We start from the raw sequence: 25107 nt of genomic DNA, 5'->3' as shown, positions 1-25107 counted from the left end.
AAAACACGATAATTGGTTGTTTTAAAGTATCTTTTCCCCGCATCAGCGGCCGATCCTCAGTCTCCCCGGCTGGCCTGCGGCGCTGGTTTCACGCTTGCGGTGGGCGGAGGCCGGTAGCGCCAGCCACTCTTGGATCCCTAAGCGGATAGCGGCCATCTGTACGATGGCCGGTATGGCAACGCCGATAACGGTCGTGATCGCTAGCAAGCTCGCCATATCCGTGACGTGGAAAAGCTTCACCGCGACAGCTCGGCCAAAGCCTATAGCGATGATGTGCATGACATACACGCCGACGGATAACTGGCCGAGTGTCTTGAGCATCGACGAAATCGCGCTTTCGCGAATAACAAGCGCCTGCGAAATTGCGATAATCAGGAATATGCCGAGAATTGCGGATGGGAAAGGAAGCCGTTCGGGAATTTCGGTTTGCCACGAGAAATAGGTGGAAATCGCAAAGGCGACGAGAAGCGCGAGAAATGAGTGTACCGTGTATCGCCTCTGCCAAAAACCATATTGCTTGGCAACAGTGCCAAGTGTGAAATAGACGAGCCCATATGCGATATCCAACGGAACAGACTGGCTGTGCAGATAAAAAAGCGTGAAGAGGGCAAGCGCAAATGCCATGCGGACAATCGGAGGCACCTGAACGAAAATATATGATGCAAGTTGGCAGAAAAACAATGCGTAGAGAAACCAGAAGGGGCTGATCGGGTTCCACAGGATTTCGAGGACACGGGTGAAATCTATGGTCGTGTTAGTGAGACCAAAACGCCCCATAGCCACCATCAGACTGCCATGCAGAATTGACCAGAACAGATAAGGGTAAGCGATATTCTTTCCGAGTTTGGTAAGAAAATCTGTCGGGTCGACATTTTTTTCGGAGAAAAAAAGTCCAGACACGAAGAAAAAAAACGGCATATGGAAGGTGTAAATCGTATAGTCAATAAAGCCCATAAGGCTGAAGTGCGTCGGCATACCGGAAATACTCAAACCTCTTTCCGTGTGACCAAAGACAACCATAATTATGCCGAGACCCTTGGCTATATCATAGCTGTGATCACGCAACGCCTTATCTTTCATGAAAACACCTAATGTAAATTTTAAAATTATTTATAATTCAGTGAAATATTTAGTTGATGTGGATACAAAATTTATTATGAAATACTAATCGTGTATCGGAAGTATTGAATGAGATTAAAAATCTGCCTATTGTGGCAGCTGTATAAATATGCTTAATATTAAAAACTTGAAGATTCGTATTTGCCGAGTCCCGATCCTGGTGTTGTTATACGCTCCCTGAAGCGTAGCAGAAGTACGGGTAAAATTGCTTCTACCATCTGGACGTCGCGAATGTCCGATATGGTTTTGGCCAGTTCGTTATAAATAAGCGCGGCCTCCGTTATTGTAGACCGTGTAGGCGACTTTTGGCGACACTCCGCGAAGATCGTCTCGACCCGGTCGCTGATTTTTTGCAGCAGGGCAACGTCGTAGGCAAGCGTAGGTGCCGCTGGCGCCGTGTCAAACATGTCGCCCATACCGGCCACGAGCCAACTTATATTGATGCCGAACCGCTCACGATAGAGAGCCAAAACGCCAGCGTCGGGAATACGGTCGCCCCGTTCATAGTAACCAAGCATTGCAACTGTCAGGCCTAGTGCCTCAGCAAATGGCTCACGCTCGTCGAATTTTAGTGCTTCGCGGACCTCGGTCAGCCGTTTTCCCAACGGCGTCTTTGGCTCGACGCGTTTCCTGCTCATAATTCCGCATAAATATCACGATTTGGTATTTACTAGATACCAATTTGTGATATTCCTCTGTTTGTACAAAGACCAAATCACTCATGAGGTAGGCCGGTCAGGGCCGCCTCGCTCACAACGAGGAATCATTATGCACGGCGACTGCATTGCGGACAAGGCGACGGCGAGCCTGCGCTGGATAAGAGAAGGCCGGTGACGCCACTTGCTTTACCTATGGGTGTCTCTGTCGACGTCAACAGAGTATATCCAATATGGATATATTCGACCTTGAAAATTGCATGTCAGGCTCGTTCAGCCAGCGCGAAATTCACGGTATCGGCAAATTCTCGCAGGAAGCGTTCACTTGAAAAGCGGGCGGCGTTGTCGACACAGGCGTTCTTGTCGAAACTGTCGGAGTTATCGACAAACTCCTGCACCGCAGCGCAGATGGCTTCAGGCGTTTGCTCGCGGAAATAAAGACCGGTCGGCTGATTGGAGGCGCCGAGAGGAACAACGGTCTCTAGTACACCGCCTTTTCCATAGGCGATGACGGGTGTTCCCAGCGCTTGCGATTCAACCGGGACGATGCCGAAATCGTCTTCGGCGGCAAATACGAATGCCTTGGCTTCCGCCATGTATTTGTGAAGCTCGTCATTGCCGACGAAACCGAGGATCTCGACATTGGGAGTGGCGATTTCCTTGATGCGTTTCATGTCCGGGCCGTCGCCGATGACGACCAGTCGTCTGTCGGGCATTTTTGCAAAGGCTTCTACGATGAGGTGGACCTTCTTGTAAGGCACCAGCCGCGAAGCCGTGACGAAATAATCGCCTTTCAGGTCGGAAGGGGAGAGATGGGAAGTATCCACGGGCGGATAAATAACCGTAGAGTCGCGTCCGTAGCATTTGCGAACCCGGCTGCGAATGAATTTGGAATTGACCGTCATGAGATCGACGCCATTGGCGGTGCGGATGTCCCACATGCGAATATAGTGAAGAACGGCACGGGCGATCCACGAGGCGAAACCGCGACTAAGCTTCGATTCTTTCAGGTACTGGTGCTGGAGATCCCACGCGTAACGGATGGGGCTGTGAATATAGGAGACGTGAAACTGGCCGGGTCCGGTGATGACGCCCTTGGCGACGGCGTAGCTTGAGGAAATCACCAGATCGTAGCCGCTGAGATCAAATTGTTCGACGGCCAGCGGCATCAGCGGCAGATAGGAGCGATATTTTTTACGAGCGAAAGGCAGTTTCTGGATGAAGGAGGTGTTGACGGGCCTGCCACCGAGAAAGCCCCGGTCTCGATCGCTCATGAAATCGACAAGGCAATAGAGATCCGCGTCAGGATAGATCTCAAGAAGGTTGTGAAGCACTTTTTCGGCCCCACCTCTGTCGGTGAGCCAGTCATGCACGATTGCCGTCTTCATGATTTCCTCAATAATTTCAACGTAATAAAAATTTATAACCCGCCTTGGAATAAAGCTCGGCGGTTTAGAATATCTGGTCTGTCTGCAGCCCTTAAAAACACGGCTGGGAAGGCGAATAACGTAACGATTAATAAGAATGCGAGATTATGTCTGTCGTAATCTGGTCTTGGTCTGATCCTCAATAGCACTTTGTTCGCAAATGCGAAATATCAAAGCCTCTTAATTCCTCCTCTTCGTTTTCCAGTTGAAAGCCAGCCGTAGTTTCCGCAGTTTCGGCTGGCAGCAGCGGTGTTTACCGCGCGCCGTGGTTCGGGCGAAATAGCCTGTTTTCCATCGACTGATGTTCCGTTTCCGCCTCTTGCGAAGGCCCGTCTTCCATTTCGCCTGTCTTGGAAACCCTTCCTCGCTCCGCATTGTCATTGACAAGGCGTCTTATCGAGTTATTCTGTTATAAAGATTGATATAACATAATAATGGAACTCATAAGATCGGAACCAAGAGCTGGGAGCTTAACAATGAGACGTAAACTTGCATTTCTCGCCACTGCCGCTTTGATGCTAGCGCCGGGCGTGATGATGGCTGCGGAAAAGGGCGGTGTCATCAATGTCGCCACGATCGGCGAGCCGCCGACACTCGATCCCATGGCCTCGACGGCCGATCTCGTCGGCATTGTCACGCAACATATTTTTGAAACGCTCTACACCTTCGACAAGGGGTGGAAGGTGACGCCGCTTCTGGCGGAAAGCCTGCCTGACATCAGTGCGGACGGCAAAACCTACACGATCAAGCTGCGGAAGGGCATCAAGTTCCATGACGGCAGCGATATGACCTCGGAAGATGTCGTCGCCTCGCTTGGCCGCTGGATGAAGATCGCATCACGCGGAAAACAGGTCGCCGGTTTCATCGACAATATCTCCGCGCCTGATGCCGAGACGGTGACAATCACCCTCAAGCAGCCCTATGCGCCGCTGACCTCGCTGCTTGCTTTCAACAACTCCGCAGCCATCATTCTGCCCGCTGAAAAGCAGGCTGAGCCGATGACAGAATTTGTCGGCACCGGCCCTTATATGTTGAAGGAACGCAAGGCGGACCAATATATCCAGCTCGTCCGTTTCGACGGCTACAAGTCTCGTGACGGTGAAAGTGACGGATATGGCGGTGCGCGCCATCAGTATCTCGATGAAATCCGTTTCGTTCCGGTTCCCGATCCGAATACCCGTGTAGAGGCCGCTGTTTCCGGCCAGTATGACTACGTCGATTCCATTCCGGTGGAATCCTTCGCCAAGGTGAAGTCCTCCTCGGCCTCGCAGCCGTTGATGCTGAAGCCCTTCGGTTATCCGGTCTTTGTATTCAATACCAAGGAAGGTTTGTCTTCCAAGCTGGAGGTCCGCAAGGCGGTGACCGAAGCGTTGAACATGGAGGACATGCTGGCGGCGGCGTTCGGCAGCACGGATTTCTATGCGCTTGATGGCGCCTACTATCCGTCCAATTTCTCCTGGCATTCGGAAGAGGGCGTCGAAGGCAATTATAATGTCGGCAACCCGGAGGCCGCAGCCGAAAAGCTGAAGGCCGCCGGATATAATGGCGAGCCGTTGCGCATCCTCACCAGCCGTCAGTATGAGTTCCACTACAAAATGGCGCAGGTGGCAGCGGAGTATCTGAAGCTTGCCGGTTTCAAGGTGGATATGCAGGTGGTGGACTGGGCGACGCTGACGCAGCGTCGTGCCGACCCGAAGCTCTGGGATATCTACATCAGCCACAGCCCCTTCCTGCCGGAGCCGGCGCTGATTGGCGCGCTTTCCACAGGTTCGCCGGGCTGGTGGGACACGCCGACGCGCAAGGCGGCGGTGGACGCTTTCACCTCGGAGGCTGATCCGGAGAAGCGCGTTGCTCTCTGGGCCAAGGTGCAGAAGACGATCTATGACGAGCTGCCGCTCATCAAGATCGGCGACTTCAACGCCGTGGCGGCGAAGTCCAACAAGCTTGATGGCGTCGATCCGGCTCCCTGGCCCTATTTCTGGAATGCTTCGGTTACGAAGTAAGACCGCTCCGCACTCCGTGACCCCGGACTGAATCCGGGGTCCAGCGCGATCAAGTCTTTGACCGCAAGAGGACGCCTTCACCACGCAGACGCGCGGTGGCTGGATGCCGGATCAGATCCGGCATGACGGAGGCGGGAGTCTTCCAGCCATGAGCGCCGGGTTTACCGGCACTCGTCGACAACTCTGTTCAACCGTCGCCTGAGAGCGGCCCATCACGCGCTTCGGAGCATTCATACGTGATACGGTATATTTTCCAGAGACTTGCCGGAATGATCGTGGTGATGTTTCTCGTCGTCACCATCGTTTTCATCATCCTGCGCGTCACGCCCGGCGATCCGGCGGCGGTGATGCTCGGGCCGGACGCCTCGGCACAGGACATCGCTGAGTTGCGCACCAGACTTGGCCTAGATCAGTCGCTCGGCGTGCAATATGTCTACTATATCGGGCAATTGCTGCGCGGTGATCTCGGCCAGTCGATCTTCCTCAACATGCCGGTTGGATCGGCGCTTCTGGATCGGGCGGAACCGACCTTCTTCCTGACGATCTTTTCGCTGTTGATCGCCAGTGCCATCGCGCTTCCCATCGGCATCTATGCCGCTTACCGGCGCGGTTCCTTCGTGGATCAGGCAGCGACAACCATTGCGATGCTGGCGGCGAGCATTCCGAGCTTCTGGCTTGGCCTGATCCTCATGCAGTTCTTCGCTGTCCGGCTCGATATGTTCCCGGTGTCGGGATATGGCGGTCCGGGCGCAAGCTTCCTCGAGCGCATGTATCACCTGACCTTGCCAGCCATCGCACTCGGCCTCGTTTCTTCCGCCCTCATTCTGCGCTTTACCCGCGCCTCGATGCTGGATGTTCTCGGCGACGACTATGTCCGTACCGCCAGAGCCAAGGGCGTCAAGGAACCCCGGGTGGTGATGAAACACGCGCTGAAGAACGCACTCATCCCCATCCTCACCGTGCTTGGTCTCACCGCCGCCGTGCTGATTTCCGGCGCGGTCGTTACGGAAACCGTGTTTGGCCTGCCGGGCGTCGGCAATCTCGTCGTGTCAGCCGTCTTGAGGCGCGATTATCCGGTCATTCAGGGCGCGCTTCTCGTCATCGCCGGGCTTTACGTGCTCATCAATTTTGCCATCGACATGCTGTATCTGCTGGTCGATCCGAGGGTTCGTTACTGATGGCCGATATCACCTCCACCGCCCAGCCGGCGCGCAACCCGACCATCCTGTTCATTCGGCGTCTGTTGAAGCGCAAGACGGTCGCAGCAGGTCTGATCGTGCTGCTCGTCTTCGTGCTGCTCGCCGTTTTCGCGCCGATGATCGCGCCTTATTCGCCGTCGAAACTGTCGATCGTCAACCGTCTGAAACCGCCGAGCGAACTCTACTGGTTCGGCACCGACGAGTTCGGCCGTGACGTTTTTTCCCGTACCATCTTTGCGGGAAGGCTGTCGCTTCTGGTCGGGGCCGCCGTGGTGGCGCTGTCGGCGTTGATCGGCATCACGCTCGGCCTGCTTGCCGGTTTCTTCCAGAAACTGGATACGCCGATCGCGCGACTGATCGATGCCATGATGGCGTTTCCGGATATTCTGCTGGCCATCGCGCTAGTGGCCGCACTCGGGCCGTCGCTGACGACGGTAATCATTGCGCTTGCCGTCGTTTATTCGCCGCGCCTTGCCCGCATCGTGCGCGCCTCGACGCTGGTGATCCGGGAATTGCCCTATGTGGAGGCGGCCAAGGCGCTTGGCATCTCCACCTTCCACATCATGACGCGGCATGTGCTGCGCAATCTGATCTCGCCGATCCTCGTGCAGTGCACCTTCCTTTTCGCCAGCGCCATGCTGGCCGAGGCCGGCCTTTCATTTCTGGGGCTGGGTGTCAGCCCCGAAATTCCGACCTGGGGAACCATGATCTCCGCAGGCCGCCAATATATCGGCCAGGCGGACTGGATGACCTATTTCCCCGGCTTTGCCATCATTCTTTCCGTGCTCTCGCTGCAAATGGTTGGCGACGGACTGCGGGACATGCTCGACCCAAGACTGCGAAGGGATTTGTAATATGACGTCCGGTGAACAGGCAAAAACGCCTTTTCAAGCTCCCATTCTTCTCTCCAATGTGAAACCCGTCGGCTTCGAAAAGGGGGCGCCACAGGCCCAGACCGATATCCTGATCGGCGGCGATGGCAAGGTCGCGGCGGTTGGGCCTGCCCTTCAGGCGCCGACTGATGCGCAGCGCATCGACGCAAAGGGCGCATTCGTCTCGCCCGGCTGGGTGGATCTGCACGTGCATATCTGGCATGGCGGCACCGATATCTCCATCCGCCCGTCAGAATGCGGGGCCGAGCGCGGCGTGACGACGCTGGTGGATGCCGGTTCGGCGGGGGAAGCAAATTTCCACGGTTTTCGCGAATATATCATCGAACCATCGAAGGAACGCATCAAGGCCTTCCTCAATCTCGGCTCCATCGGGCTTGTCGCCTGCAACCGGGTGCCGGAACTTCGCGATATCAAGGATATCGACCTCGACCGCATCCTTGAATGTTATGCCGAGAACAGCGAGCATATCGTTGGCCTCAAGGTGCGGGCGAGCCATGTCATTACGGGTTCCTGGGGTGTTACGCCGGTCAAACTCGGCAAGAAGATCGCCAAGATCCTGAAAGTGCCGATGATGGTGCATGTGGGTGAACCGCCTGCGCTCTACGATGAGGTGCTGGAAATTCTCGGTCCCGGCGATGTCGTGACCCATTGCTTCAACGGCAAGTCCGGCTCCAGCATCATGGAAGACGAGGACCTGTTCAACCTTGCGGAGCGCTGCGCCGGGGAAGGCATCCGGCTGGATATCGGCCACGGCGGTGCATCCTTCTCCTTCAAGGTGGCGGAAGCGGCGATCGCGCGCGGCCTTTTGCCCTTCTCGATCTCCACGGATTTGCATGGCCATTCGATGAATTTCCCCGTCTGGGATCTGGCGACGACCATGTCGAAGCTGCTTTCGGTCGATATGCCCTTCGAAAATGTCGTCGATGCCGTCACCCGCAATCCGGCCTCCATCATCCGCCTCGACATGGAAAACCGCCTCGATGTTGGCCAGCGTGCGGATTTCACGGTTTTCGATCTTGTCGATTCCGATCTGGAGGCGACCGATTCCAATGGCGATGTTTCGCGTCTCAAGCGGCTGTTCGAGCCGCGCTATGCGGTGATCGGTGCGGAGGCCATTGCCGCCAGCCGTTATGTCCCAAGAGCGCGCAAGCTCGTGCGCCACAGCCATGGCTATTCCTGGCGCTGAACCGACTGGAGCGGCGGGGAGGGATGCTCTCCGTCTTCCGCAAAGAATAGGGATACCCGTCCCGGTATTATGAGGAATTCGCGTGAAACAGTCTTCGCTTGAGGCAGATGGGCGTCATTCGCCCTACGACCGGCTTGCCGCGCTCGGCATCTCGCTGCCGCCGCCACCGCCGCCGATCGCCAATTTCGTCACGCATGTGGTGGAAGGCAACATGCTCTATCTTTCGGGGCAAGGCCCGAGGGAGGAGAACGGACACCTGTACGCCGGCAAGGTCGGAGCCGAGATCGGGCTGGACGAGGCGTACCAGCATGCGCGTTTAACCGGCATCAATCTTCTTGCCGTCATGCATGAGGCGCTTGGGGATCTGTCGCGGGTGAAGAAGGTGGTCAAACTGCTGGGCATGGTCAATGCCGTCAGCGATTTCCGCGATCATCCAACCGTCATCAACGGTTGTTCGGATCTCTTCATCGATGTGTTCGGCGATGCGGGGCAGCACGCCCGCTCCGCCGTGGGGTTCGGTTCGCTGCCGGGCAACATCACCGTCGAGATAGAAGCCATCATCGCCCTTAGGGATTGAGGCCGTTCAATGGTTGCGCCAGCCCATCAGCTTCTCGATCCTTTCGGCCGAAACCCTGACCTGTTCGGTATAGTGGTTTTCGTCCGCCAGCACCTTCTGTTCCGGCAGCACGATGGAGATCGTCGCCACGCATTCTCCATTGGTGTCGCAGATCGGCGAGGCGATGCAGGCAACAGCGTAGTCGGATTCCGCAACCTGTATCGACAGCCGGTCACGGAACGCCGTGCCTGCCGATTGAGAAAGCGCTTCCGGGTTGATTTCCGCACGGCCGGTGGGCGATGTGCGGGCGCAGCGTTTGAAAAGCTCGACGCGCTCCTCTTCCGGCAGATGGCCAACGAGCAGGCGGCCGGATGCCGTCCAGTTCAATGGAACACGGGTGCCGACGCGCGAGGCAACCTGGAAATGGCTGGGGCCATCCGCCATGGCGAGCACCAGCATATGGTCACCGTCGCGACCGCAAAGCTGCACCGTCTCACCCGCATGGCGGCACAGATCATGCATTTCGTGGGTTGCGACACCCATGAAATCCAGCGAGCGGGCATAGGCAAGGCCGTAGTGATAAAGCCGTGCGCCGAGCCATATGTTACCTTCGGCGTTGCGCGCCAGCATGTTCTTTTCGATCAGATCGTCAACGATCACATAGACGGTGGAAAGTGGCGCCTTGATCGCCTTGGCAATGGCGTAAGCGCCAGCTGGCGATCCGGTTTCGTAAAGGTAATCAATCACCTGAAGAGCGCGATCAATGCCGCTGACACGCGAGCGCTTGGCCACCTTCGCGTCCGGGTTTTCCTCGGTCGCGGACAAGGCGTGTGAAGACAATTCGTCCAGTTTATGGGCGTCCAATTTCGGGCTCCTCATGAATTTTGAGAAGCTATTACATTATTATGGCATATATGTCGATGCCTATCGCATCGCAAAGACAGGAGAAAGACATGACCGAGGATATCAGAAGCAGGATCGGCCTTCGCCCGGTCATCAACGTCTCGGGCACCATGACGTCGCTCGGTGCTTCCATCGTCGTTCCAGAGGCGGTTGAGGCCATGGCGGCGATCCTGCCGCAATTCGTAGAGATCAACGATCTGCAGCGCAAGGCAAGCGCGATCATCGCGAGATTGACGGGCGGCGAGGCTGGTTTCGTCACTGCTTCCTGCTCTTCCGGCATCAGCCTTGCTGTTGCCGGCGCCATCACCGGCAACAATCTCCTGGCCATCGAAAAGCTGCCTGATATCGCACCGGAAAAGAACGAAGTGCTGGTGCAGATGGGGCATGTGGTGAGCTACGGCGCGCCGGTGGATCAGGCGATCCGGCTTGGCGGCGGCAAGGTGGTGCTGGTCGGGCAGGCCACATCGACCCATCGCTTCCACATGGAAAACGCCATCACCGAAAAGACGGCGGCGGCGGTCTATGTCATCTCGCACCATGTCGTGAATTACGGCCTGCTGCATCTTTCCGAATTCGTAGAGATCGCCCATGCCAAGGGTGTTCCGGTTATCGTGGATGCGGCGTCCGAATATGATCTGGAGCTGTTTCTGGCCACCGGCGCAGATATTGTCCTCTATTCCGGCCACAAGTTTCTCGGCGGCCCCACCTCCGGCATCGTGGCCGGAAGTAAGGAACTGGTGCGCCACGCCTTCCTGCAAAATATGGGCATTGGCCGCGGCATGAAGGTCGGCAAGGAAAGCATCTATGGCGTTATGGCGGCACTGGAAGCCTGGGAAAAGCGCGACCATGCCGGCATCCGTGAGCGCGAGACCGGATATCTCAATCTCTGGAAGGAAACGCTGGATGGCCGCCCGGGCGTGACCGCGCTCATCGAGCCGGATCCGACCAATAACCCGCTCGACAGGCTGCGCGTGATCATCGATGCCGAAGAAGCACATATCACTGCCTGGGACCTGACGACGGCGTTGGCCAGGGGCAATCCTCCCATCATCACCCGCGACCACGAGGTAGAGCATCGCTATTTCTATCTCGACCCATGCAATCTGCATCCCGGACAGGAAACCATCGTGGCGTCTCGTCTGGCCGAGGAACTGGACAAGGCGCGTGCCTCCAACGAGGTGATTGCAACACCTTTCGAAGACCGGAGCCGACACCGGTTCGACGGCATGCTGCGCTGGCCGGACTAGGCTTGACCGCTTGCGCCGCCAAAACCTAACGACAAGAAGGGAACGATCATGACCATGCCGCAGGCCGCACCCGTTGGTGCCGAAGATGCCGTACTTTCCGTCCGCAATCTCACCACGTCCTTTCACGTGGATGGCGGCTGGAAACCCGTGGTTCGTGATATTTCCTTTGATGTCGGGCCGGGTGAAACGGTCGCGATCGTCGGTGAAAGCGGTTCGGGTAAAAGCGTTACCTCCCTCTCCATCATGCGGCTGCTGGATCGTGAAAGCAGCAGGGTGGAGGGTGAAATCGTGCTTGGAGGGCGCAACCTGCTGTCCCTCTCCGAAGATGCCATGCGGCAGGTGAGGGGAAACGAGGTCGCCATGATCTTTCAGGAGCCGATGACCAGCCTCAATCCGCTGTTCACCATCGGCGACCAGATTTCCGAGGCCTTGTTATGCCACCAGCCGATGTCGAAAACCGACGCGAGGGCGGAGACGGTTCGGCTGCTCGAAAAGGTCCGTATTCCTTCAGCCGCATCGCGTTTCGATGAATATCCGCATCGCTTTTCCGGCGGCATGCGCCAGCGCGTGATGATCGCCATGGCGCTTGCATCCCGGCCGAAGCTGCTGATCGCCGATGAGCCGACGACCGCACTCGACGTGACCATTCAGGGCCAGATCCTTGACCTCATCAAGACGCTTCAGGAGGAGGAAGGCACGTCGGTTCTGTTCATCACCCATGACATGGGCGTGGTGGCTGAGATCGCCGATCGTACCGTTGTCATGTATCGCGGCGAGCAGGTGGAAGTTGGCGCGACCGCTGATATCTTTCATCGCGGCAAGCATCCCTATACCCGCGCGCTTTTGTCCGCCGTTCCGGTTCTGGGTTCCATGACGGGTCAAGAAAGACCGCTCAGGTTTCCCATCGTCAACACCACCACAGGCGAAACGCAGCAGCCGGCGCGGCCCGGCGATACCGTTGACGCGAGTGCCCAGCCGGTGCTCAAGGTAGAAGGGCTGACCAAGCGCTTCGATATTCACTCCGGCCTTTTGGGGCGGCTCAGCGGCCGCGTGCATGCGGTGGAGAATGTGTCCTTTGATCTCAGGGCCGGCGAGACATTGTCGTTGGTCGGCGAAAGCGGTTGCGGCAAATCGACCACCGGGCGCGCCATCATGCGGCTGATCGAGCCGGATGCCGGCTCAGTGATGGTTAATGGCGAGAATATTCTCGCCCTCGACAAATCAGGCATGCGCGAGATGCGCAAAACGGTGCAGATGATCTTTCAGGACCCCTATGCCTCGCTCAACCCGCGCATGACGGTGGGTGCGGCGATTGCCGAACCGTTTCTGGAGCACCGCATGGGAAACGCCCGCGAGGCAAAGGATGTTGTGGCCGATATGCTGGCGAAGGTCGGCCTTTCGCCCGATATGGCGGCGCGCTACCCTCATGAATTTTCCGGCGGCCAGCGTCAGCGTATCTGTATCGCCCGCGCGCTTGCGCTCCAGCCGAAGGTGATTGTCGCCGATGAGAGCGTTTCGGCGCTGGACGTTTCGATAAAGGCGCAGGTCATCAACCTGATGCTGGATCTGCAGCAAAGCCTCGATCTCGCCTTCCTGTTCATCAGCCATGACATGGCGGTGGTGGAGCGCGTCAGCCACCGGGTAGCGGTAATGTATCTCGGCGAGATCGTTGAAATCGGCCCGCGTGCGGCGGTGTTTGACAATCCGCAGCATGATTACACCCGCAAGCTGATGGCCGCCGTGCCGGTGCCGGACCCGGACCGCAGAAACACCCGGCGAAATGCCGCGAATGACGAGCTGAAAAGCCCGATCCGCGCGATCGATTACGTGGTGAAACCGCGTGAGTACCGTGAGGTCTCGCCCGGTCACCTTGTCGCCTGCTAAAGCGGGTTAAAGACCCGGTACATCGGATGTTGCGAAAGGCACGCGGTAACCGCGCCGGAAGGTTTCGCGCTGTCCGAGCTGGCGATACCATTGCTGTACCGCCGGAAAATCGTCGAGGTCAATTTTATGGCGCGCGAAACGCGAGACCCATGGCCAGATGGCGATATCGGCTATGGAAAAATCACCGGCGATGAATTCCCGGCCCGTCAGGCGCTGGTTCAGTGTGCGGTAGAGGCGCTCCGTATCCGAGGCGAAACGCGCCTCGGCAAAGGGTGCCTGTCCGGTATTGTAGGTCAGGAAATAATGGGCATAACCGAGTGTCGGGCCAAAATTGGCGGCCTGCCACATCAGCCATTCGGTGACTGCCAGCCGCGCAGCAGGGGAGGCAGGCAGAAGACGCCCGGCCTTTTCGGCGAGATAGATCAGAATCGCGTTCGATTCCGCTAGAACTGTGCCGTTATCGCGGTCGATGATTGCCGGGATTTTCGAGCCGGGATTGACGCGGGTATAGTCGGCTGAGAATTGTTCGCCTTTTTCAATGTCGATGGCGTGGCTGATATAGGGCAGGCCGAGTTCCTCCAGCGCAATCGAGATTTTCAGGCCGTTCGGGGTGATCCAGGTGTAGAGGTCGATCATGCTAATCGAACATCGCCTCATCTAGTGGCAAAGCTCGCCTGCCTTTCTTGCCGGTCACATCAGAAAGATCAGTATAAAGACCGCGCAATGTCGCAACGAGCTGGATGATGCGCGGGTCGGTGACGCGATAAATCACCTGTTTGCCTTCCCGCGAGCCCTCTATCACACCGGCATCGCGCAATTCGGCAAGCTGCTGTGAAAGTGTCGGTTGCTGAATGCCGAGTTCATATTCCAGTGCGGAAACGGAAGCCTCCGTTTTCATGAGATAACAGACGATGGCCAGGCGATTGGCGTTGGCGACAAGCTTTAAAAGCTCGCTCGCCTCCACCACGCTGCGGCAGATGAGATTGGAAACCGGTTTCGTCACGACTACAGGTCCATTTTTCAAACTATAAAAAAGTAAATTGTATTGCGATAAATTTCAATGGTTTGATTAGGCCGAGTTTGACCGTGTCAGGAAATTTTTTAAAATCTACAGGATTTATAGATTTCTCTTTCGCTTTCCCGCAGAGGATCGCCAAAACGTTCCTCGAAAACATTCTATAAAAAAGTAGATTGATTGAGAAATGAGGTGTCGACATGAAAATCGGGGTCCATCCGAACAATCTGCATTTGCGGCTCGCCCGGCTCTGGCCCGGCGCGTTTGATGAATTCGATCCGGAATTCGTGCCCTACCGCGAGGGGCGCGATACCGCAGCGCTTTTGGAAAAAGGCGAAATTCATTTCGGCGGCACGGGCTCGACGCCGCCAATCGAGGCGGATGCGCGGGGGCTTTCCGCAGCTTATATCGCTGCCTCGGCACCACGCCCCGCAAACGGCGCGATCCTCGTGCGGCGCGACAGCCCTATCCGCTCTGCGGCCGACCTTTCGGGAAAACGCATATCGCTGATTGACGGGTCTTTTCATACCTATCTTCTTGCGCGTAGCCTGGAAGGGGCGGGGCTTGGCCTTGCGGATGTAATACGCATCGAGAGCGGTGACAGCGATAGCCTGCGCGATCTCGTGGAAGGCCGCGTCGATGCCTGGGTGACGATGTCGCCACGGCTCGAAAAAGCCCTGACCCATGACGGGATCAGTCTTCTGGTCCATTGCGGCTCCACCATTCCCAACCGTTCGCTGTTCTGGACGCTTGCGCGTCACACTGTGGCGCTGGAACAACGCGATGCGATTGCCGCCGAACTGGACCGCGTTGGCCGCGCCGTCATGGCGGATATAGACAGAGCCGCGGCCCTTCTTGCCGCCGAGCCAGGCAGCGAAGGCGATGCGCAGTCCTGGGCAAAGGTGCTGCGCTCACGCGATCTTTCGGTGGTGCCCGCCGCCGAAAATATCCTTGCCGAACAGCAGGAGGAGGCCGATACGCTTTACAGGCACGGCCATTTCTCTCTACCGGTTCTGACCGGGCAGAGACCGGCCCCACAATCAGCCAGCGCGGGAGGCGACAGATGAACGTTTTCTGGTACATGTGCGCGCCCGATGGCGCCTATCCCTGGCAACCGGAAGGATCCCGCAAGGTTGATCTCGGTTATTACAAGCAGCTTGCTCTTGCTTATGATCAGCTTGGTTACACAGGCGCCCTGTTTGCCACCGGCGCGCATGATGTCTGGGTTCTGGCTGGCGCGCTGCTTTCCTATACCGAGCGGCTGAAGTTTCTGGTCGCGATTCATCCGGGTCTTGTCGCGCCAACGCTGCTCGCCAAGATGGCGGCGACGCTTCAGGAATTTTCGCGCGGACGCCTGCTGATCAACGTCGTCTCGGGCGATGCCAAGATGCTCGGTGCATATGGCATGACCATGCCGCATGACGAACGCTACGATATGGCGGATGAATATCTGCAGATCTGGCATCGTCTTTTTGCCGGTGAGACGGTCGATTTCAAGGGCCGCCATTTCCAGACCGAAGGCGCAAAGTTGGCACTGCCGGTGGGGCAAGGCATAGAGCCACCACCGCTATGGTTCGGCGGCTCTTCGGACAAGGCGATCGAGGTTGCCGCCAAACATGTCGAGACCTATCTTTCCTGGGGCGAAACGCCCGACCAGATCGGCGCGAAGGTCGATCTCGTCAAGGCGCGGGCGGAGAAACTCGGCCGTGAGCTAGAATACGGCATTCGCCTGTACGTTATTGTCCGCGATACGGATGAAGAGGCATGGGCCGCCGCCGCCGATCTTTACGGGCGCATGGACGAGCGTGCCATTGCAGCCAACCAGCGTTTCGTCGGCAAGACCGATTCCGTCGGCCAGCAGCGCATGACGGCGATGCATGGTGGACAGAAGCCTGAGAACCTGCGTGATCTCGAAATTGCCCCCAATCTCTGGGCCGGCATCGGTCTTGTCCGGCCGGGACCGGGCACCGCAATTGTCGGCTCGCCCGATACGGTCATCCGCACGCTGGAGGCCTATAAAAAGGCGGGCGTGAATACCTTTATTCTGTCCGGCATGCCATTGCTGGAACAGGCCTTCCGTTTCGGGGAAAAGGTTCTTCCGCGTCTTGATGTATCGCGGGAAGTCTCGTCAGCCAAACAATTCACCTGGTCGACTTTGTTCGACCGCGACCTCTCGGCAAAGGCATCGTAAACATGGCCTTCCGGGAGTGGAGAAAAAAGACATGACGGCTGGTCCGGCACCAACGATTGCACAACGGCGCATCGGCCCTCAGCGTGCGGCGGAGCGGACGCTTGCCGTTCTGGACAAGGCGCTTGGCGCGGTCGCCGCCGCAATCCTTGCGACTCTTCTCGTGGTGGTGCTGGTCAATGTCACCCTGCGTTATCTGTTTCACACCGGCTTCATCGGTGCGGAAGATCTCGGCATCTGGCTGCATGTGGCGATGATCGCGGTCGGCGCGCCGCTCAGTCTCAAAAGCGCGCTTGCCATGCGGCTCGATGTTTTCGTGCGGTTTTTGCCTGAGCGGTTCCATGCCGCCACCGAAGTTCTGGCGGATGCCTTCTCCTTCATCGCAGCACTGATCCTCGCCTTCGGTGGCGTTGAAATCGCGGCGATGCTGGGTGGTACGTCTCCGACGCTCGGTCTGCCGGAATGGGTGCGTTTTGGCTTTCTGGGTGCAGGCGGCGCGTTGATCCTTCTTTACCTGGCGCTTCAGCGTGTCAGTGAGGGCAAGACATTTGCCGTTCTAGTGTCTCTCACCATTGCAATTGCGGCCTATGTCGGCCTGCCGGAAGTCTTCGTAGATACGAGCCTGCCGCCCAGCCTGTTTCTGGCGCTGACGGCGGCGGTGGGGCTGGTGCTGGCAGCACCGCTCGCCCATGCCTTTCTCGCCGCAGCCTATGTGGCGATCGCCTTCGGCAGTACCTTGCCGGAGCCGGCCATCGTTTCCTCAACGGTAACAGGCATGTCGAAATTCCTGCTGCTCGCCATTCCCTTCTTCCTGCTGGCCGGAAGCCTGCTGACGGAATCGGGCGTTGCCAACCAGCTGGTTCGGTTCGCCGCCTCCATGGTTGGACACCGCCGGGCAGGGCTGGCGCAGACGACGCTGTTGACCAGCGTGCTGTTTTCCGGCGCATCCGGCTCCTCTGTCGCCAACGCCGCCTTCGGCGCTTCAACGTTCCAGCCGGAACTGGTCAAACACGGCTATCCGCCGGCGCAGGCGGGCGCGATCATCGCTGCAACGTCGGTGCTCGACAATGTCATCCCGCCCTCCATTGCCTTTCTCATCCTCGCAACGGCTACCAACCTGTCGGTGGGTTCGTTGCTGGTTGGCGGCTTTTTCGCCGGCGGGCTGATGGCGATCTGCCTTGCGGTGGCTATCCATTGGAGCGTGCGCAGCGTCGATACCCTGCCGCGCGCCACGGGCACGGAACGCTGGCGCTCGGCTATCGCCGCCATACCCGCCTTCGGTCTCGGCGTCATCGTGGTGGTCGGCATCCGCATCGGCGTCGTCACTACCACGGAGGCGGCCGCACTTGCCGCACTCTACACGCTGCTTCTCGGCTTCGGGTACCGGCTGGGCGCGGGGCGTATCTTCTCAACTTTCCGGCAATCAGCCGGTGAGGCGGCGGCCATCGGTCTCCTTATCGGCACGGCAGGCCCCTTCGCCTTTCTTCTGGCGGTCGATAATGTCTCCGGCCTCGTCACGGATTTCGTGACATTGCTTGGCGGCAGCAAGATCGCGGTGCTTCTGCTTTCCAACCTCATTCTGCTCGTGGTGGGGCTGGTGCTGGATATCGGCGCGGCCATCCTGCTGTTTGGACCGATCCTGTTGCCCGCGGCCGTTGCGGCCGGCATCGATCCCATCCATTTCGGCGTCATTCTCGTGGTCAACCTGATGATCCATGGCCTCACACCACCGCTCGGCATGCTGATCTTCGTCGTCAGCGGTGTCACCCGCATTCCGGCGACAGCGCTATTCCAGGCCGTCGTTCCCTATCTCCTATCCCTTCTCGTTTCCCTCGCCATTCTGTGCGCCTGGGCCATTGTCTTCTAAATCCGGGGTTTTATTCATGACTATTATCGATCGTCGCAATCTCCTGAAACTCTCCGCTGCGGGTGCGGCAGCACTTGCCACGCCCGCCTTCGTCCGCAACGCAAATGCCAGGACCCGTAACATTACGGTCGCCTCCCTGTTCGCGGACGACAAGCCAGAGACGAAAATCTGGGTGAAGATCAGCGAGCTGGTGGAGGCAAAGCTGCCCGGCCGTTTCCGCTTCAACATCGTCAAGAGCGGTGCGCTGGGCGGCGAAAAGGAAGTGGCGGAAAATATCCGTCTCGGATCGGTTCAGGCGAGCCTTTCCACGGTCTCTTCGCTCTCCGGCTGGGTGCCGGAACTGCAAATCCTCGATCTGCCCTTCCTGTTCCGCGATGCAGACCATGTGCGCAAGGTGGTGACGGGCGAGACCGGCAGCGAGCTGAAGACCAAGCTTGGCGCGCAGCAATTCGTGGCCGTAGACTTCATCAACTACGGCGCCCGCCATCTCCTGACCAAGGAGCCGGTAACCCGGCCAGAGCAGCTCAACGGCAAGAAGATCCGCGTCATCCAGAGCCCGCTGCACACCAAGCTGTGGAGCGCCTTCGGCACCACGCCGGTCGGCATTCCCATCACCGAGACCTATAATGCACTGTCAACCGGCGTAGCCGACGCCATGGATCTGACGAAGTCCGCCTATGCCGGGTTCAAGCTTTACGAGGTTGTGCCCTACATGACCGAGACCGGCCATATCTGGGCATCGGGCGTGGTTTATTATGGTGCGGCTTTCTGGAACCAGCTCGATGACGAAGAGAAGAAGGCCCTGACCGAAGCATCAAGCGAAGGCGCGCTCTATTTCAACCAGCTGATCGTCGAGGACGAGGCGAAGTCTGTGGAGCTTGCGATTTCGAAGGGCGGCAAGGTCTTGCAGCCCGAAGCCTTGGATGAGTGGCGCAAGGGGGCGCAGGGCGTCTGGCAGGATTTCGCCGGCACTGTCGGCGGCATCGAGAAAATACAGGCGATCCAGTCGGCCTGATACCGAAGCACTATTGTGAATGGGGAGGGCGCAGGAGCGCCCTCCCCATTTTTTTGATCAGCGGATATCCTGCGGCAGAACGTCCGAAGGAATATTCTGGTAGGAAACAGGGCGCGTGAAGCGGCGGATCGACATGGTACCGACCGAGGTCGCGCCGAAGTTCGTGGAAGCCGGGTAGGGGCCGCCGTGAACCATGGCTTCGGAGACTTCAACGCCGGTCGGGAAGCCGTTGGCGAGAACGCGGCCGGCCTTGCGCTCGAGGATCGGCAGCAGCTTGCGGCCGAGTTCGGCGTCACCTGCGTCAAGATGCATGGTCGCTGTCAGCTGACCTTCGAAGCTCTTTGCCACTTCGATCATTTCTTCAGCGCTGTCGACCGTCACGATCAGGCCGAGCGGTCCGAAGACTTCTTCGGCGAGCGCGTGGTTGGCAACCCAGTCCTTGCCCGAAACGCGGAACAGGTAAGGCGTTGCGTTACGCAGGTCGCAGGTGGTGGTCAAAACGTCGCGCACGCCGTTACCGGCTGCGATGCGGTCGCGACCGTCACGATAGGCAGCGGCGATACCGTCGGTCAGCATGACCTGCGGGCCGACTTCGGAAAGGGCCGCCCGTGCGGTTTCCGACACGGCATCCGCCTGCGAGGCAAGCACCACGGCAATGCCGGGATTGGTGCAGAACTGGCCAGCACCCATGGTGAGCGAACCTGCCCAGCCCTTGGCGATGGCTTCACCGCGCGCGGAAACGGCTTCCGGCAGCAGGAACATCGGGTTGACGGAACCGAGTTCGCCGAAGAACGGGATCGGTTCCGGACGCTGGGCGCAGAGATCGAACAGTGCGCGGCCACCGGCGAGCGAGCCGGTGAAGCCGACTGCCTTGATGCGCGGATGCTGGACGAGCGCGGAACCGACATCGCGGCGGCCGCCCTGGATCAGCGAGAAGACGCCGGGATGCAGATTGTGCTTCTTGACGGCGGCGAGAACGGCCTCGGCAATGATTTCACCGGTGCCGGGATGGGCGGAATGACCCTTGACCACAACCGGGCAGCCGGCTGCGAGAGCGGCGGCGGTATCGCCACCGGCGGTCGAGAAGGCGAGCGGGAAGTTGGACGCACCGAAGACCGCAACGGGGCCGATCGGACGCTGCATCAGACGGATATCCGGGCGCGGCAGCGGCTGGCGATCCGGAAGCGCTTCGTCGTGGCGGCGGTCGAGATAGTCGCCCTTGCGGATATGCGATGCGAAAAGGCGAAGCTGTCCGGTGGTGCGGCCGCGTTCACCCTGCAGGCGTCCTGCGGGCAGGCCGGTCTCGGACGTGCCGATTTCAGTGATGGCGTCGGCGCGGGCCTCGATCTCATCGGCGATGGTGTCGAGGAATGCGGCGCGCTCTTCGCGGGTCGTGTAGCCGTAGCTCCAGAAAGCCTCTTCGGCTGCTTCTGCGGCCGCATTCACCAGATCGACGGTGCCGACCGAAAAATCGAAAGCTTCGCCATGTGCAGGCTCGCTGCGGAATTTCGCTTCCGTGGCGACCCATTCTCCTGCAACCAGATGTTTGCCGTGCGGCTTGAAACTCATTGTGCTCTTCCCTGAAAATCTGATCCTGTGTGGAAAATCCACCCGATACCGTAAAACCGGACCGAAGGGCGACAGCCTGAAAGGCCATCAGCCGCGATCCTTGTCCGGTTGCCCTCTGCCTTAGCCCGAGTAAGGCTTCAGCGAAAGCCGGTTTGTGCAGTATCTGTCCAAAAAGTGTGATTTATTGGGCGGTGGAAGAAAAAGACGATCTTCCGTTTATGCGCGCAGCGCTCTATTGTGACGTCATGATGACAAATAGACTTCCGAAATACATCGCCTGGTCGGTTCTGCTGCTGATCGTGATCGTTACAGTTTGCCCGATCGGGCTTCGGCCGCATACGCTGACGACCGTCGGCATCGACCGCGCCGCCGCCTTTGCCTTCTGTTCGGCTGCCTTCGTGCTGGCCTATCCGCGTTACTGGCTTGCCATCATTGTCGCGGGTGTCGTGGCGGCTTTCGGCATCGAGGCGCTGCAATTTCTGTCGCCCACACGGCATCCGCATATGACAGATGCAGTTGTGAAAGCCGTTGGCGCCATTGCCGGTGGGCTTGCCGCCTTTTCGTATCTTCAATTCAGGACGCGATTGACCGCAAGCTAAGAGGCTGCCGGCGGCCAATCGTGTCGGCTTAATTCGCCTGCTTCGCCAATCCGAAACGGCCATGCGACAGCGTGCGCTCGATGCCGCGAAGCTCTGCCAGCCCCTTCAATCGGCCGATGGCGGGATAACCCGGCTGCGCCCCTCGCGTCAGGTCATCAAGGATTTCCTGGCCATGGTCGGGCCGCATCGGAATGGTGTGGTCTGCACGGCCCTCCGCACGACGGCGGGATTCTTCTGACAGAAGTGCTGCGATAACGGCGACCATATCCGTTCCACCTTCCAGATGCTCGTCCTCGAAGAAGGAGCAGGGCACGGTGTCCGTGTCGCGCGTGACGTTGCGCAGATGCACGAAATGGATGCGGTCTGCAAAACGGCTGGCGATGAAGGGCAGGTCGTTATCCGCCCGCGCGCCGAGCGAGCCTGTGCAGAGCGTAACACCATTGGCCCGGCTGTCGACTTGCGAGAGCATATGGGCGTAGTCGGACTCCGTTGAAAGAATACGCGGCAGGCCGAGCAGCGGCCATGGGGGATCGTCGCCGTGCGCGCAGATGTTGATGCCGACCTCTTCCGCGACCGGCGTCACTTCCGACAGAAAATCGATCAGGTTCTGCTGCAGTTTTTCGCGGTTTATGCCGTGATATGAGCGCAGCTTTTCGAGAAGCTGGCTGAGCGTGTAACCATCCGCCGAACCCGGCAGGCCCGCGCCGATATTACGTCCGAGTGCGGCGATCTTCGTATCCGGCATGTCGGCGAAACGTTTTGCCGCTTCCTCGATCAGCCACTCCGGATAATCGGCCTTTGCGTCGGGGCGTTTGAGAATGTGAATGTCGAAGGCGGCGAAATCGGAAAGGTCAAAACGCATGGCTTTTGCGCCGTGCTTCGTTTCCCAGCGCAGATCGGTGCGGGTCCAGTCCAGCACCGGCATGAAATTGTAGCAGACGGTGCGAATGCCCGTGGCGGAGAGGCGGCGCAGCGTCTCCTGCCAGTTGGCGATATGGTTTTTCCAGTCGCCCGTCTGGGTTTTGATCTCCTCGGAGACCGGCACGCTTTCCACCACGTCCCAATACAGCCCACCGGCCTTGATCGCCTCATGCCGTTTGGCGATCTCGTCCACCGGCCAGACATCGCCGGTGGCGATGTGGTGCAGCGCGCTTACGATGCCTTCCGCCCCTGCCTGAGCCGCATCCTGAACCGTGACCTTGTCCACCGGGCCGAACCAGCGCCATGTATGTCTCATTTTTTATCCTCAAACATCATTCTGCGGAAAATGTCAGCTGCACCTTGCAGGCGGCGGAGCGGTCTCCGGCCTGCTCGAATGCGACTTTCGCCTCTTCAAGCGGGAAGCTGTGGGAAATGATCGGCCGCACATCGATCCCGCGCGTGGAGATCAGGCCGGCGGCAATGGCGAATTCGTCGTGGAAACGCTGCGAGCCGCGCCAGAGGATTTCCTTGCCCACCAGCGCATTGAGCGGAATGGTTATGTCACCGGTGACGCCCACCTGCACGACAGTGCCGCGCGGACGTACACAGGCGAAGGCGGCGCGAAGCGCAGGTGCCGCGGCGGAGCAATCGAAAACGACGTCGAAATACCCCTTATTGTCCTGATAGGGTAAAAGTGCTTCTGCGTTTTTCGCGACATTAATGGTGCGGTCCGCCCCCATGGCGGGCGCGCGCTCCAGCGCCGCATCGGTCAGGTCGGTGGCGAGAATGATGCCGGCACCGGCATGGCGGGCGGCGGCAATCGTCAAGAGGCCGATCGGCCCGGCGCCCGTTACCAGCACCTTGGCGCCGGTCAGATCACCCGCTTGTGCGACGGCATGCAGGCAGACCGCAAGCGGTTCGGTGCAGGCGGCTTCGGCGGGCGAAGTGGTGTCTGAAAATGTCGCGCATTGTTTTGCGGGAACCACGAGCCGATCGCGGAACATGCCCTGTTCGTGCGGCAGGCGCATGGCGCTGCCCATGAAGCGCATATCGAGGCAATGGATCGGTTGGCCCTTCAGGCAGAAATGGCAATGGCCGCAAGGCTGCGAGGGATTGACGGCGACGAGCTGGCCGAGTGCGAGCCCGCTGACGCCTTCGCCCAGCGCCTGCACCCGCCCCGATGCCTCATGGCCGCAGATGATCGGCTCGCGCACCCGCACAGGCCCGAAGCCGCCGTCCTGATAATAATGTAGATCGGAACCGCAAATGCCGCCCGCCGCCATGGTCAGCAGCACTTCACCGGGGCCGGGCGCCTGCATGTCCTGCGTTTCGACGCGGATATCTTCACGGCCGTATAGACGTGCCACGCGTGTCTGCATGACGATGCCTCTCATCTTATGTGGATTGGATGAATGAAACCCGCGCGGCGAGCCGCGCGGGCAGTGCGTCGATTAGCGGATTAGGCCCATCTCGGTCGGCAGCCACAAGGTGATTGCCGGGATGAAGGTGATCAGCAGCAGCGCCACGAACAGCGGCACCAGCCATGGCAGAATGGCGACGGTCGTGCGCTCGACGGAGAGTTTCGCCACGCGTGAGAGCACGAACAACACCATGCCGAGCGGCGGATGCAGCAGCCCTATCATCAGGTTGAGGGTGATGATGAGGCCGAAATGCACCGGATCGATATTGAACTGCAGCACCAGCGGCAGCAGGATCGGTACGAGGATGGTGATTGCCGCAATCGTGTCTAGGAAGCAGCCGACGAACAGCATCAGCAGGTTGACCAGCAGGAGGAAAATCCACTTGCTGTCGGTGATCGTCAGGATCGCCGCCGATAGCAACTGTGCTGCCTGGCTGACCGTCAGAAGCCATGCGAAGATTGATGCCGCCGCAACGATGAAGAGAACCGATGCCGTGGTCTCTATCGTGTCGAAGGTCGATTTTGCCAGCGACTTGAACGTCATCGTTCGGTAACGGACAAGCCCGAGGAACAGAGACCACAACACGGCCGCGACAGCCGCCTCCGTTGGCGTGAACCAGCCCATCGTCATGCCGCCGATCAGGATCACCGGCGTCATCAGGGCCATCACGGCAGAGAAGTCGAAATACCAGTCGCAGGCGAGCAAGACCACCAGCACGATCAGGATCGACAGGTTAAGCGACAGGCCAAACAGCGTCAGGAGATAGATGCCGAGCGGCACCATCATGACGATGAGCACTTCAAGCGAAGCGCCGAAGATGGTTCTGAGGTTGAACGGCGTATCGGAACCCCAACCCTTGACGTAGGCGAAAACGGCAACGGTGATCATCATCAAAAGCGTCATGACGACGCCTGGAACGATGCCGGCCATGAACAGTGCGCCGATCGAGACGTTTGCCATCATGCCGTAGATGACGAAGGGCAACGATGGCGGAAAGATCGGCCCGAGCGTTGCGGAGGCGGCGGTGACGCCGACGGCCGCTTCGACCGGATAACCATGATCCTTCATGGCCTTGATTTCGATGGTGCCGATGCCGGCGGCGTCGGCGAGGGCCGTGCCGGACATGCCGGAAAAGATTACCGAGCCGATGATGTTGACCTGTGCCAGACCACCTTTCATCCAGCCGACCAACGCCACGGCAAAGGAATAGATGCGTCCCGTCACCCCCGCCGTGTTCATGAGATTGCCGGCAAGGATGAAGAAGGGAACGGCGAGAAGCGGGAAGCTTTCCACGCCCGCAATCAGACGCTGCGCCGCGATGATATCTGGCGCGACATTATACGAGACGATGTAGAGAAGCGATGCCGTGGCCATTGAAATGGCGACTGGCAGGCCGATCAGCATCAACAGAAGAAACGAGCCGATAAGAATAAGCATAT

General features: G+C 58.7%; 22 protein-coding genes. 12 read left to right on the top strand and 10 right to left on the bottom strand.

Annotation, left to right across the window (positions count from 1 at the left end; all coding sequences use genetic code 11):
* Nucleotides 1-42: 42 nt before the first annotated feature.
* The 3 genes from ACQZ6D_RS09960 to ACQZ6D_RS09950 all read right to left on the bottom strand — a co-directional run bounded on the left by ACQZ6D_RS09960 (nucleotide 43) and on the right by ACQZ6D_RS09950 (nucleotide 3163).
* On the bottom strand, nucleotides 43-1080 hold the full coding sequence (locus tag ACQZ6D_RS09960; RefSeq protein ID WP_081308478.1) for an acyltransferase family protein: 1038 nt from the start codon (nucleotides 1078-1080) through the stop codon (nucleotides 43-45).
* A 158-nt stretch (nucleotides 1081-1238) separates the two neighbouring features.
* Nucleotides 1239-1757, bottom strand: a complete 519-nt coding sequence (locus ACQZ6D_RS09955; RefSeq protein WP_013761537.1) for a helix-turn-helix domain-containing protein — start codon at nucleotides 1755-1757, stop codon at nucleotides 1239-1241.
* A gap of 281 nt (nucleotides 1758-2038) precedes the next feature.
* The gene (locus ACQZ6D_RS09950) at nucleotides 2039-3163 is read right to left on the bottom strand and encodes a glycosyltransferase family 4 protein (protein WP_003510798.1); all 1125 of its coding nucleotides are present in this window, start codon (nucleotides 3161-3163) and stop codon (nucleotides 2039-2041) included.
* 515 nt (nucleotides 3164-3678) lie between these two features.
* Between ACQZ6D_RS09950 and ACQZ6D_RS09945 the strand changes: the two genes are divergently transcribed.
* The 5 genes from ACQZ6D_RS09945 to ACQZ6D_RS09925 all read left to right on the top strand — a co-directional run bounded on the left by ACQZ6D_RS09945 (nucleotide 3679) and on the right by ACQZ6D_RS09925 (nucleotide 9060).
* Nucleotides 3679-5205, top strand: coding sequence for an ABC transporter substrate-binding protein (locus tag ACQZ6D_RS09945; RefSeq protein ID WP_026330678.1), 1527 nt, complete (start codon nucleotides 3679-3681; stop codon nucleotides 5203-5205).
* A gap of 236 nt (nucleotides 5206-5441) precedes the next feature.
* Entirely contained in the window at nucleotides 5442-6383 is a 942-nt protein-coding gene (locus ACQZ6D_RS09940) for an ABC transporter permease (protein ID WP_065659511.1), read from the top strand.
* Nucleotides 6383-7258 (top strand): ABC transporter permease, encoded by an 876-nt coding sequence (locus tag ACQZ6D_RS09935; RefSeq protein ID WP_019564634.1) that lies wholly within the window; start codon nucleotides 6383-6385, stop codon nucleotides 7256-7258. Before ACQZ6D_RS09940 ends, ACQZ6D_RS09935 begins: the two co-directional genes overlap by 1 nt.
* Before the next feature lies 1 nt (nucleotide 7259).
* Entirely contained in the window at nucleotides 7260-8483 is a 1224-nt protein-coding gene (locus tag ACQZ6D_RS09930) for an amidohydrolase/deacetylase family metallohydrolase (protein WP_065659510.1), read from the top strand.
* Nucleotides 8484-8565: 82 nt separating this feature from the next.
* Nucleotides 8566-9060, top strand: a complete 495-nt coding sequence (locus tag ACQZ6D_RS09925) for a RidA family protein (protein ID WP_013761533.1) — start codon at nucleotides 8566-8568, stop codon at nucleotides 9058-9060.
* Between the two features lie 6 nt (nucleotides 9061-9066).
* Here ACQZ6D_RS09925 and ACQZ6D_RS09920 read toward each other — a convergent pair whose 3' ends face one another.
* Nucleotides 9067-9903, bottom strand: a complete 837-nt coding sequence (locus ACQZ6D_RS09920; protein ID WP_188352032.1) for an IclR family transcriptional regulator — start codon at nucleotides 9901-9903, stop codon at nucleotides 9067-9069.
* Between the two features lie 89 nt (nucleotides 9904-9992).
* Between ACQZ6D_RS09920 and ACQZ6D_RS09915 the strand changes: the two genes are divergently transcribed.
* Nucleotides 9993-11189, top strand: coding sequence for an aminotransferase class V-fold PLP-dependent enzyme (locus ACQZ6D_RS09915; protein ID WP_113048353.1), 1197 nt, complete (start codon nucleotides 9993-9995; stop codon nucleotides 11187-11189).
* 48 nt (nucleotides 11190-11237) lie between these two features.
* Complete coding sequence (locus ACQZ6D_RS09910) at nucleotides 11238-13073, top strand: ABC transporter ATP-binding protein (RefSeq protein ID WP_448729893.1); 1836 nt, start codon at nucleotides 11238-11240, stop codon at nucleotides 13071-13073.
* A 6-nt stretch (nucleotides 13074-13079) separates the two neighbouring features.
* Here ACQZ6D_RS09910 and ACQZ6D_RS09905 read toward each other — a convergent pair whose 3' ends face one another.
* On the bottom strand, nucleotides 13080-13709 hold the full coding sequence (locus ACQZ6D_RS09905; protein WP_003510777.1) for a glutathione S-transferase family protein: 630 nt from the start codon (nucleotides 13707-13709) through the stop codon (nucleotides 13080-13082).
* A gap of 1 nt (nucleotide 13710) precedes the next feature.
* Entirely contained in the window at nucleotides 13711-14076 is a 366-nt protein-coding gene (locus tag ACQZ6D_RS09900) for an ArsR/SmtB family transcription factor (RefSeq protein WP_065687737.1), read from the bottom strand.
* A 212-nt stretch (nucleotides 14077-14288) separates the two neighbouring features.
* Between ACQZ6D_RS09900 and ACQZ6D_RS09895 the strand changes: the two genes are divergently transcribed.
* The 4 genes from ACQZ6D_RS09895 to ACQZ6D_RS09880 are packed head-to-tail and all read left to right on the top strand — an operon-like array spanning nucleotide 14289 to nucleotide 19158.
* Nucleotides 14289-15155, top strand: coding sequence for an ABC transporter substrate-binding protein (locus ACQZ6D_RS09895; RefSeq protein ID WP_038493977.1), 867 nt, complete (start codon nucleotides 14289-14291; stop codon nucleotides 15153-15155).
* A complete protein-coding gene (locus ACQZ6D_RS09890) occupies nucleotides 15152-16279 on the top strand; it encodes an LLM class flavin-dependent oxidoreductase (RefSeq protein WP_448729892.1) in 1128 nt (375 codons plus the stop codon). Before ACQZ6D_RS09895 ends, ACQZ6D_RS09890 begins: the two co-directional genes overlap by 4 nt.
* A 31-nt stretch (nucleotides 16280-16310) precedes the next feature.
* On the top strand, nucleotides 16311-18143 hold the full coding sequence (locus ACQZ6D_RS09885) for a TRAP transporter large permease (RefSeq protein ID WP_038493975.1): 1833 nt from the start codon (nucleotides 16311-16313) through the stop codon (nucleotides 18141-18143).
* A 16-nt stretch (nucleotides 18144-18159) separates the two neighbouring features.
* Nucleotides 18160-19158, top strand: coding sequence for a TRAP transporter substrate-binding protein (locus tag ACQZ6D_RS09880; protein WP_003510767.1), 999 nt, complete (start codon nucleotides 18160-18162; stop codon nucleotides 19156-19158).
* A gap of 57 nt (nucleotides 19159-19215) precedes the next feature.
* Here ACQZ6D_RS09880 and ACQZ6D_RS09875 read toward each other — a convergent pair whose 3' ends face one another.
* A complete protein-coding gene (locus ACQZ6D_RS09875) occupies nucleotides 19216-20727 on the bottom strand; it encodes an aldehyde dehydrogenase (NADP(+)) (protein WP_013761523.1) in 1512 nt (503 codons plus the stop codon).
* Between the two features lie 245 nt (nucleotides 20728-20972).
* Here ACQZ6D_RS09875 and ACQZ6D_RS09870 point away from each other — a divergent pair, with 245 nt between their 5' ends.
* Nucleotides 20973-21326: an antibiotic resistance protein VanZ gene (locus ACQZ6D_RS09870; protein WP_034501960.1), complete on the top strand. Its 354-nt coding sequence runs from the start codon at nucleotides 20973-20975 to the stop codon at nucleotides 21324-21326.
* A gap of 28 nt (nucleotides 21327-21354) precedes the next feature.
* Here ACQZ6D_RS09870 and uxuA read toward each other — a convergent pair whose 3' ends face one another.
* The 3 genes from uxuA to ACQZ6D_RS09855 form a co-directional block, all read right to left on the bottom strand.
* On the bottom strand, nucleotides 21355-22563 hold the full coding sequence (uxuA, locus tag ACQZ6D_RS09865; protein ID WP_111851524.1) for a mannonate dehydratase: 1209 nt from the start codon (nucleotides 22561-22563) through the stop codon (nucleotides 21355-21357).
* Nucleotides 22564-22579: 16 nt separating this feature from the next.
* Nucleotides 22580-23626, bottom strand: coding sequence for an L-idonate 5-dehydrogenase (locus ACQZ6D_RS09860; protein WP_111827614.1), 1047 nt, complete (start codon nucleotides 23624-23626; stop codon nucleotides 22580-22582).
* 72 nt (nucleotides 23627-23698) lie between these two features.
* A complete protein-coding gene (locus ACQZ6D_RS09855; RefSeq protein WP_115062632.1) occupies nucleotides 23699-25105 on the bottom strand; it encodes a TRAP transporter large permease in 1407 nt (468 codons plus the stop codon).
* Nucleotides 25106-25107 lie beyond the last annotated feature (2 nt).

Source organism: Agrobacterium sp. 22-3639C2 (assembly GCF_053522105.1).
Note: the sequence above shows the minus strand (reverse complement) of the source record. Positions and strands in the feature narration are given on the sequence as shown.

What these genes read in the sequence shown, in the direction of transcription:
- ACQZ6D_RS09855 (WP_115062632.1), bottom strand. Translation starts at nt 25,105, where the DNA reads ATGCTTATTCTTATCGGCTCGTTTCTTCTGTTGATGCTGATCGGCCTG.
- uxuA (WP_111851524.1), bottom strand. Translation starts at nt 22,563, where the DNA reads ATGAGACATACATGGCGCTGGTTCGGCCCGGTGGACAAGGTCACGGTT.
- ACQZ6D_RS09875 (WP_013761523.1), bottom strand. Translation starts at nt 20,727, where the DNA reads ATGAGTTTCAAGCCGCACGGCAAACATCTGGTTGCAGGAGAATGGGTC.
- ACQZ6D_RS09895 (WP_038493977.1), top strand. Translation starts at nt 14,289, where the DNA reads ATGAAAATCGGGGTCCATCCGAACAATCTGCATTTGCGGCTCGCCCGG.
- ACQZ6D_RS09930 (WP_065659510.1), top strand. Translation starts at nt 7,260, where the DNA reads ATGACGTCCGGTGAACAGGCAAAAACGCCTTTTCAAGCTCCCATTCTT.
- ACQZ6D_RS09945 (WP_026330678.1), top strand. Translation starts at nt 3,679, where the DNA reads ATGAGACGTAAACTTGCATTTCTCGCCACTGCCGCTTTGATGCTAGCG.
- ACQZ6D_RS09935 (WP_019564634.1), top strand. Translation starts at nt 6,383, where the DNA reads ATGGCCGATATCACCTCCACCGCCCAGCCGGCGCGCAACCCGACCATC.
- ACQZ6D_RS09955 (WP_013761537.1), bottom strand. Translation starts at nt 1,757, where the DNA reads ATGAGCAGGAAACGCGTCGAGCCAAAGACGCCGTTGGGAAAACGGCTG.
- ACQZ6D_RS09960 (WP_081308478.1), bottom strand. Translation starts at nt 1,080, where the DNA reads ATGAAAGATAAGGCGTTGCGTGATCACAGCTATGATATAGCCAAGGGT.
- ACQZ6D_RS09860 (WP_111827614.1), bottom strand. Translation starts at nt 23,626, where the DNA reads ATGCAGACACGCGTGGCACGTCTATACGGCCGTGAAGATATCCGCGTC.
- ACQZ6D_RS09885 (WP_038493975.1), top strand. Translation starts at nt 16,311, where the DNA reads ATGACGGCTGGTCCGGCACCAACGATTGCACAACGGCGCATCGGCCCT.
- ACQZ6D_RS09905 (WP_003510777.1), bottom strand. Translation starts at nt 13,709, where the DNA reads ATGATCGACCTCTACACCTGGATCACCCCGAACGGCCTGAAAATCTCG.
- ACQZ6D_RS09915 (WP_113048353.1), top strand. Translation starts at nt 9,993, where the DNA reads ATGACCGAGGATATCAGAAGCAGGATCGGCCTTCGCCCGGTCATCAAC.
- ACQZ6D_RS09910 (WP_448729893.1), top strand. Translation starts at nt 11,238, where the DNA reads ATGACCATGCCGCAGGCCGCACCCGTTGGTGCCGAAGATGCCGTACTT.
- ACQZ6D_RS09950 (WP_003510798.1), bottom strand. Translation starts at nt 3,163, where the DNA reads ATGAAGACGGCAATCGTGCATGACTGGCTCACCGACAGAGGTGGGGCC.
- ACQZ6D_RS09870 (WP_034501960.1), top strand. Translation starts at nt 20,973, where the DNA reads ATGATGACAAATAGACTTCCGAAATACATCGCCTGGTCGGTTCTGCTG.
- ACQZ6D_RS09880 (WP_003510767.1), top strand. Translation starts at nt 18,160, where the DNA reads ATGACTATTATCGATCGTCGCAATCTCCTGAAACTCTCCGCTGCGGGT.
- ACQZ6D_RS09890 (WP_448729892.1), top strand. Translation starts at nt 15,152, where the DNA reads ATGAACGTTTTCTGGTACATGTGCGCGCCCGATGGCGCCTATCCCTGG.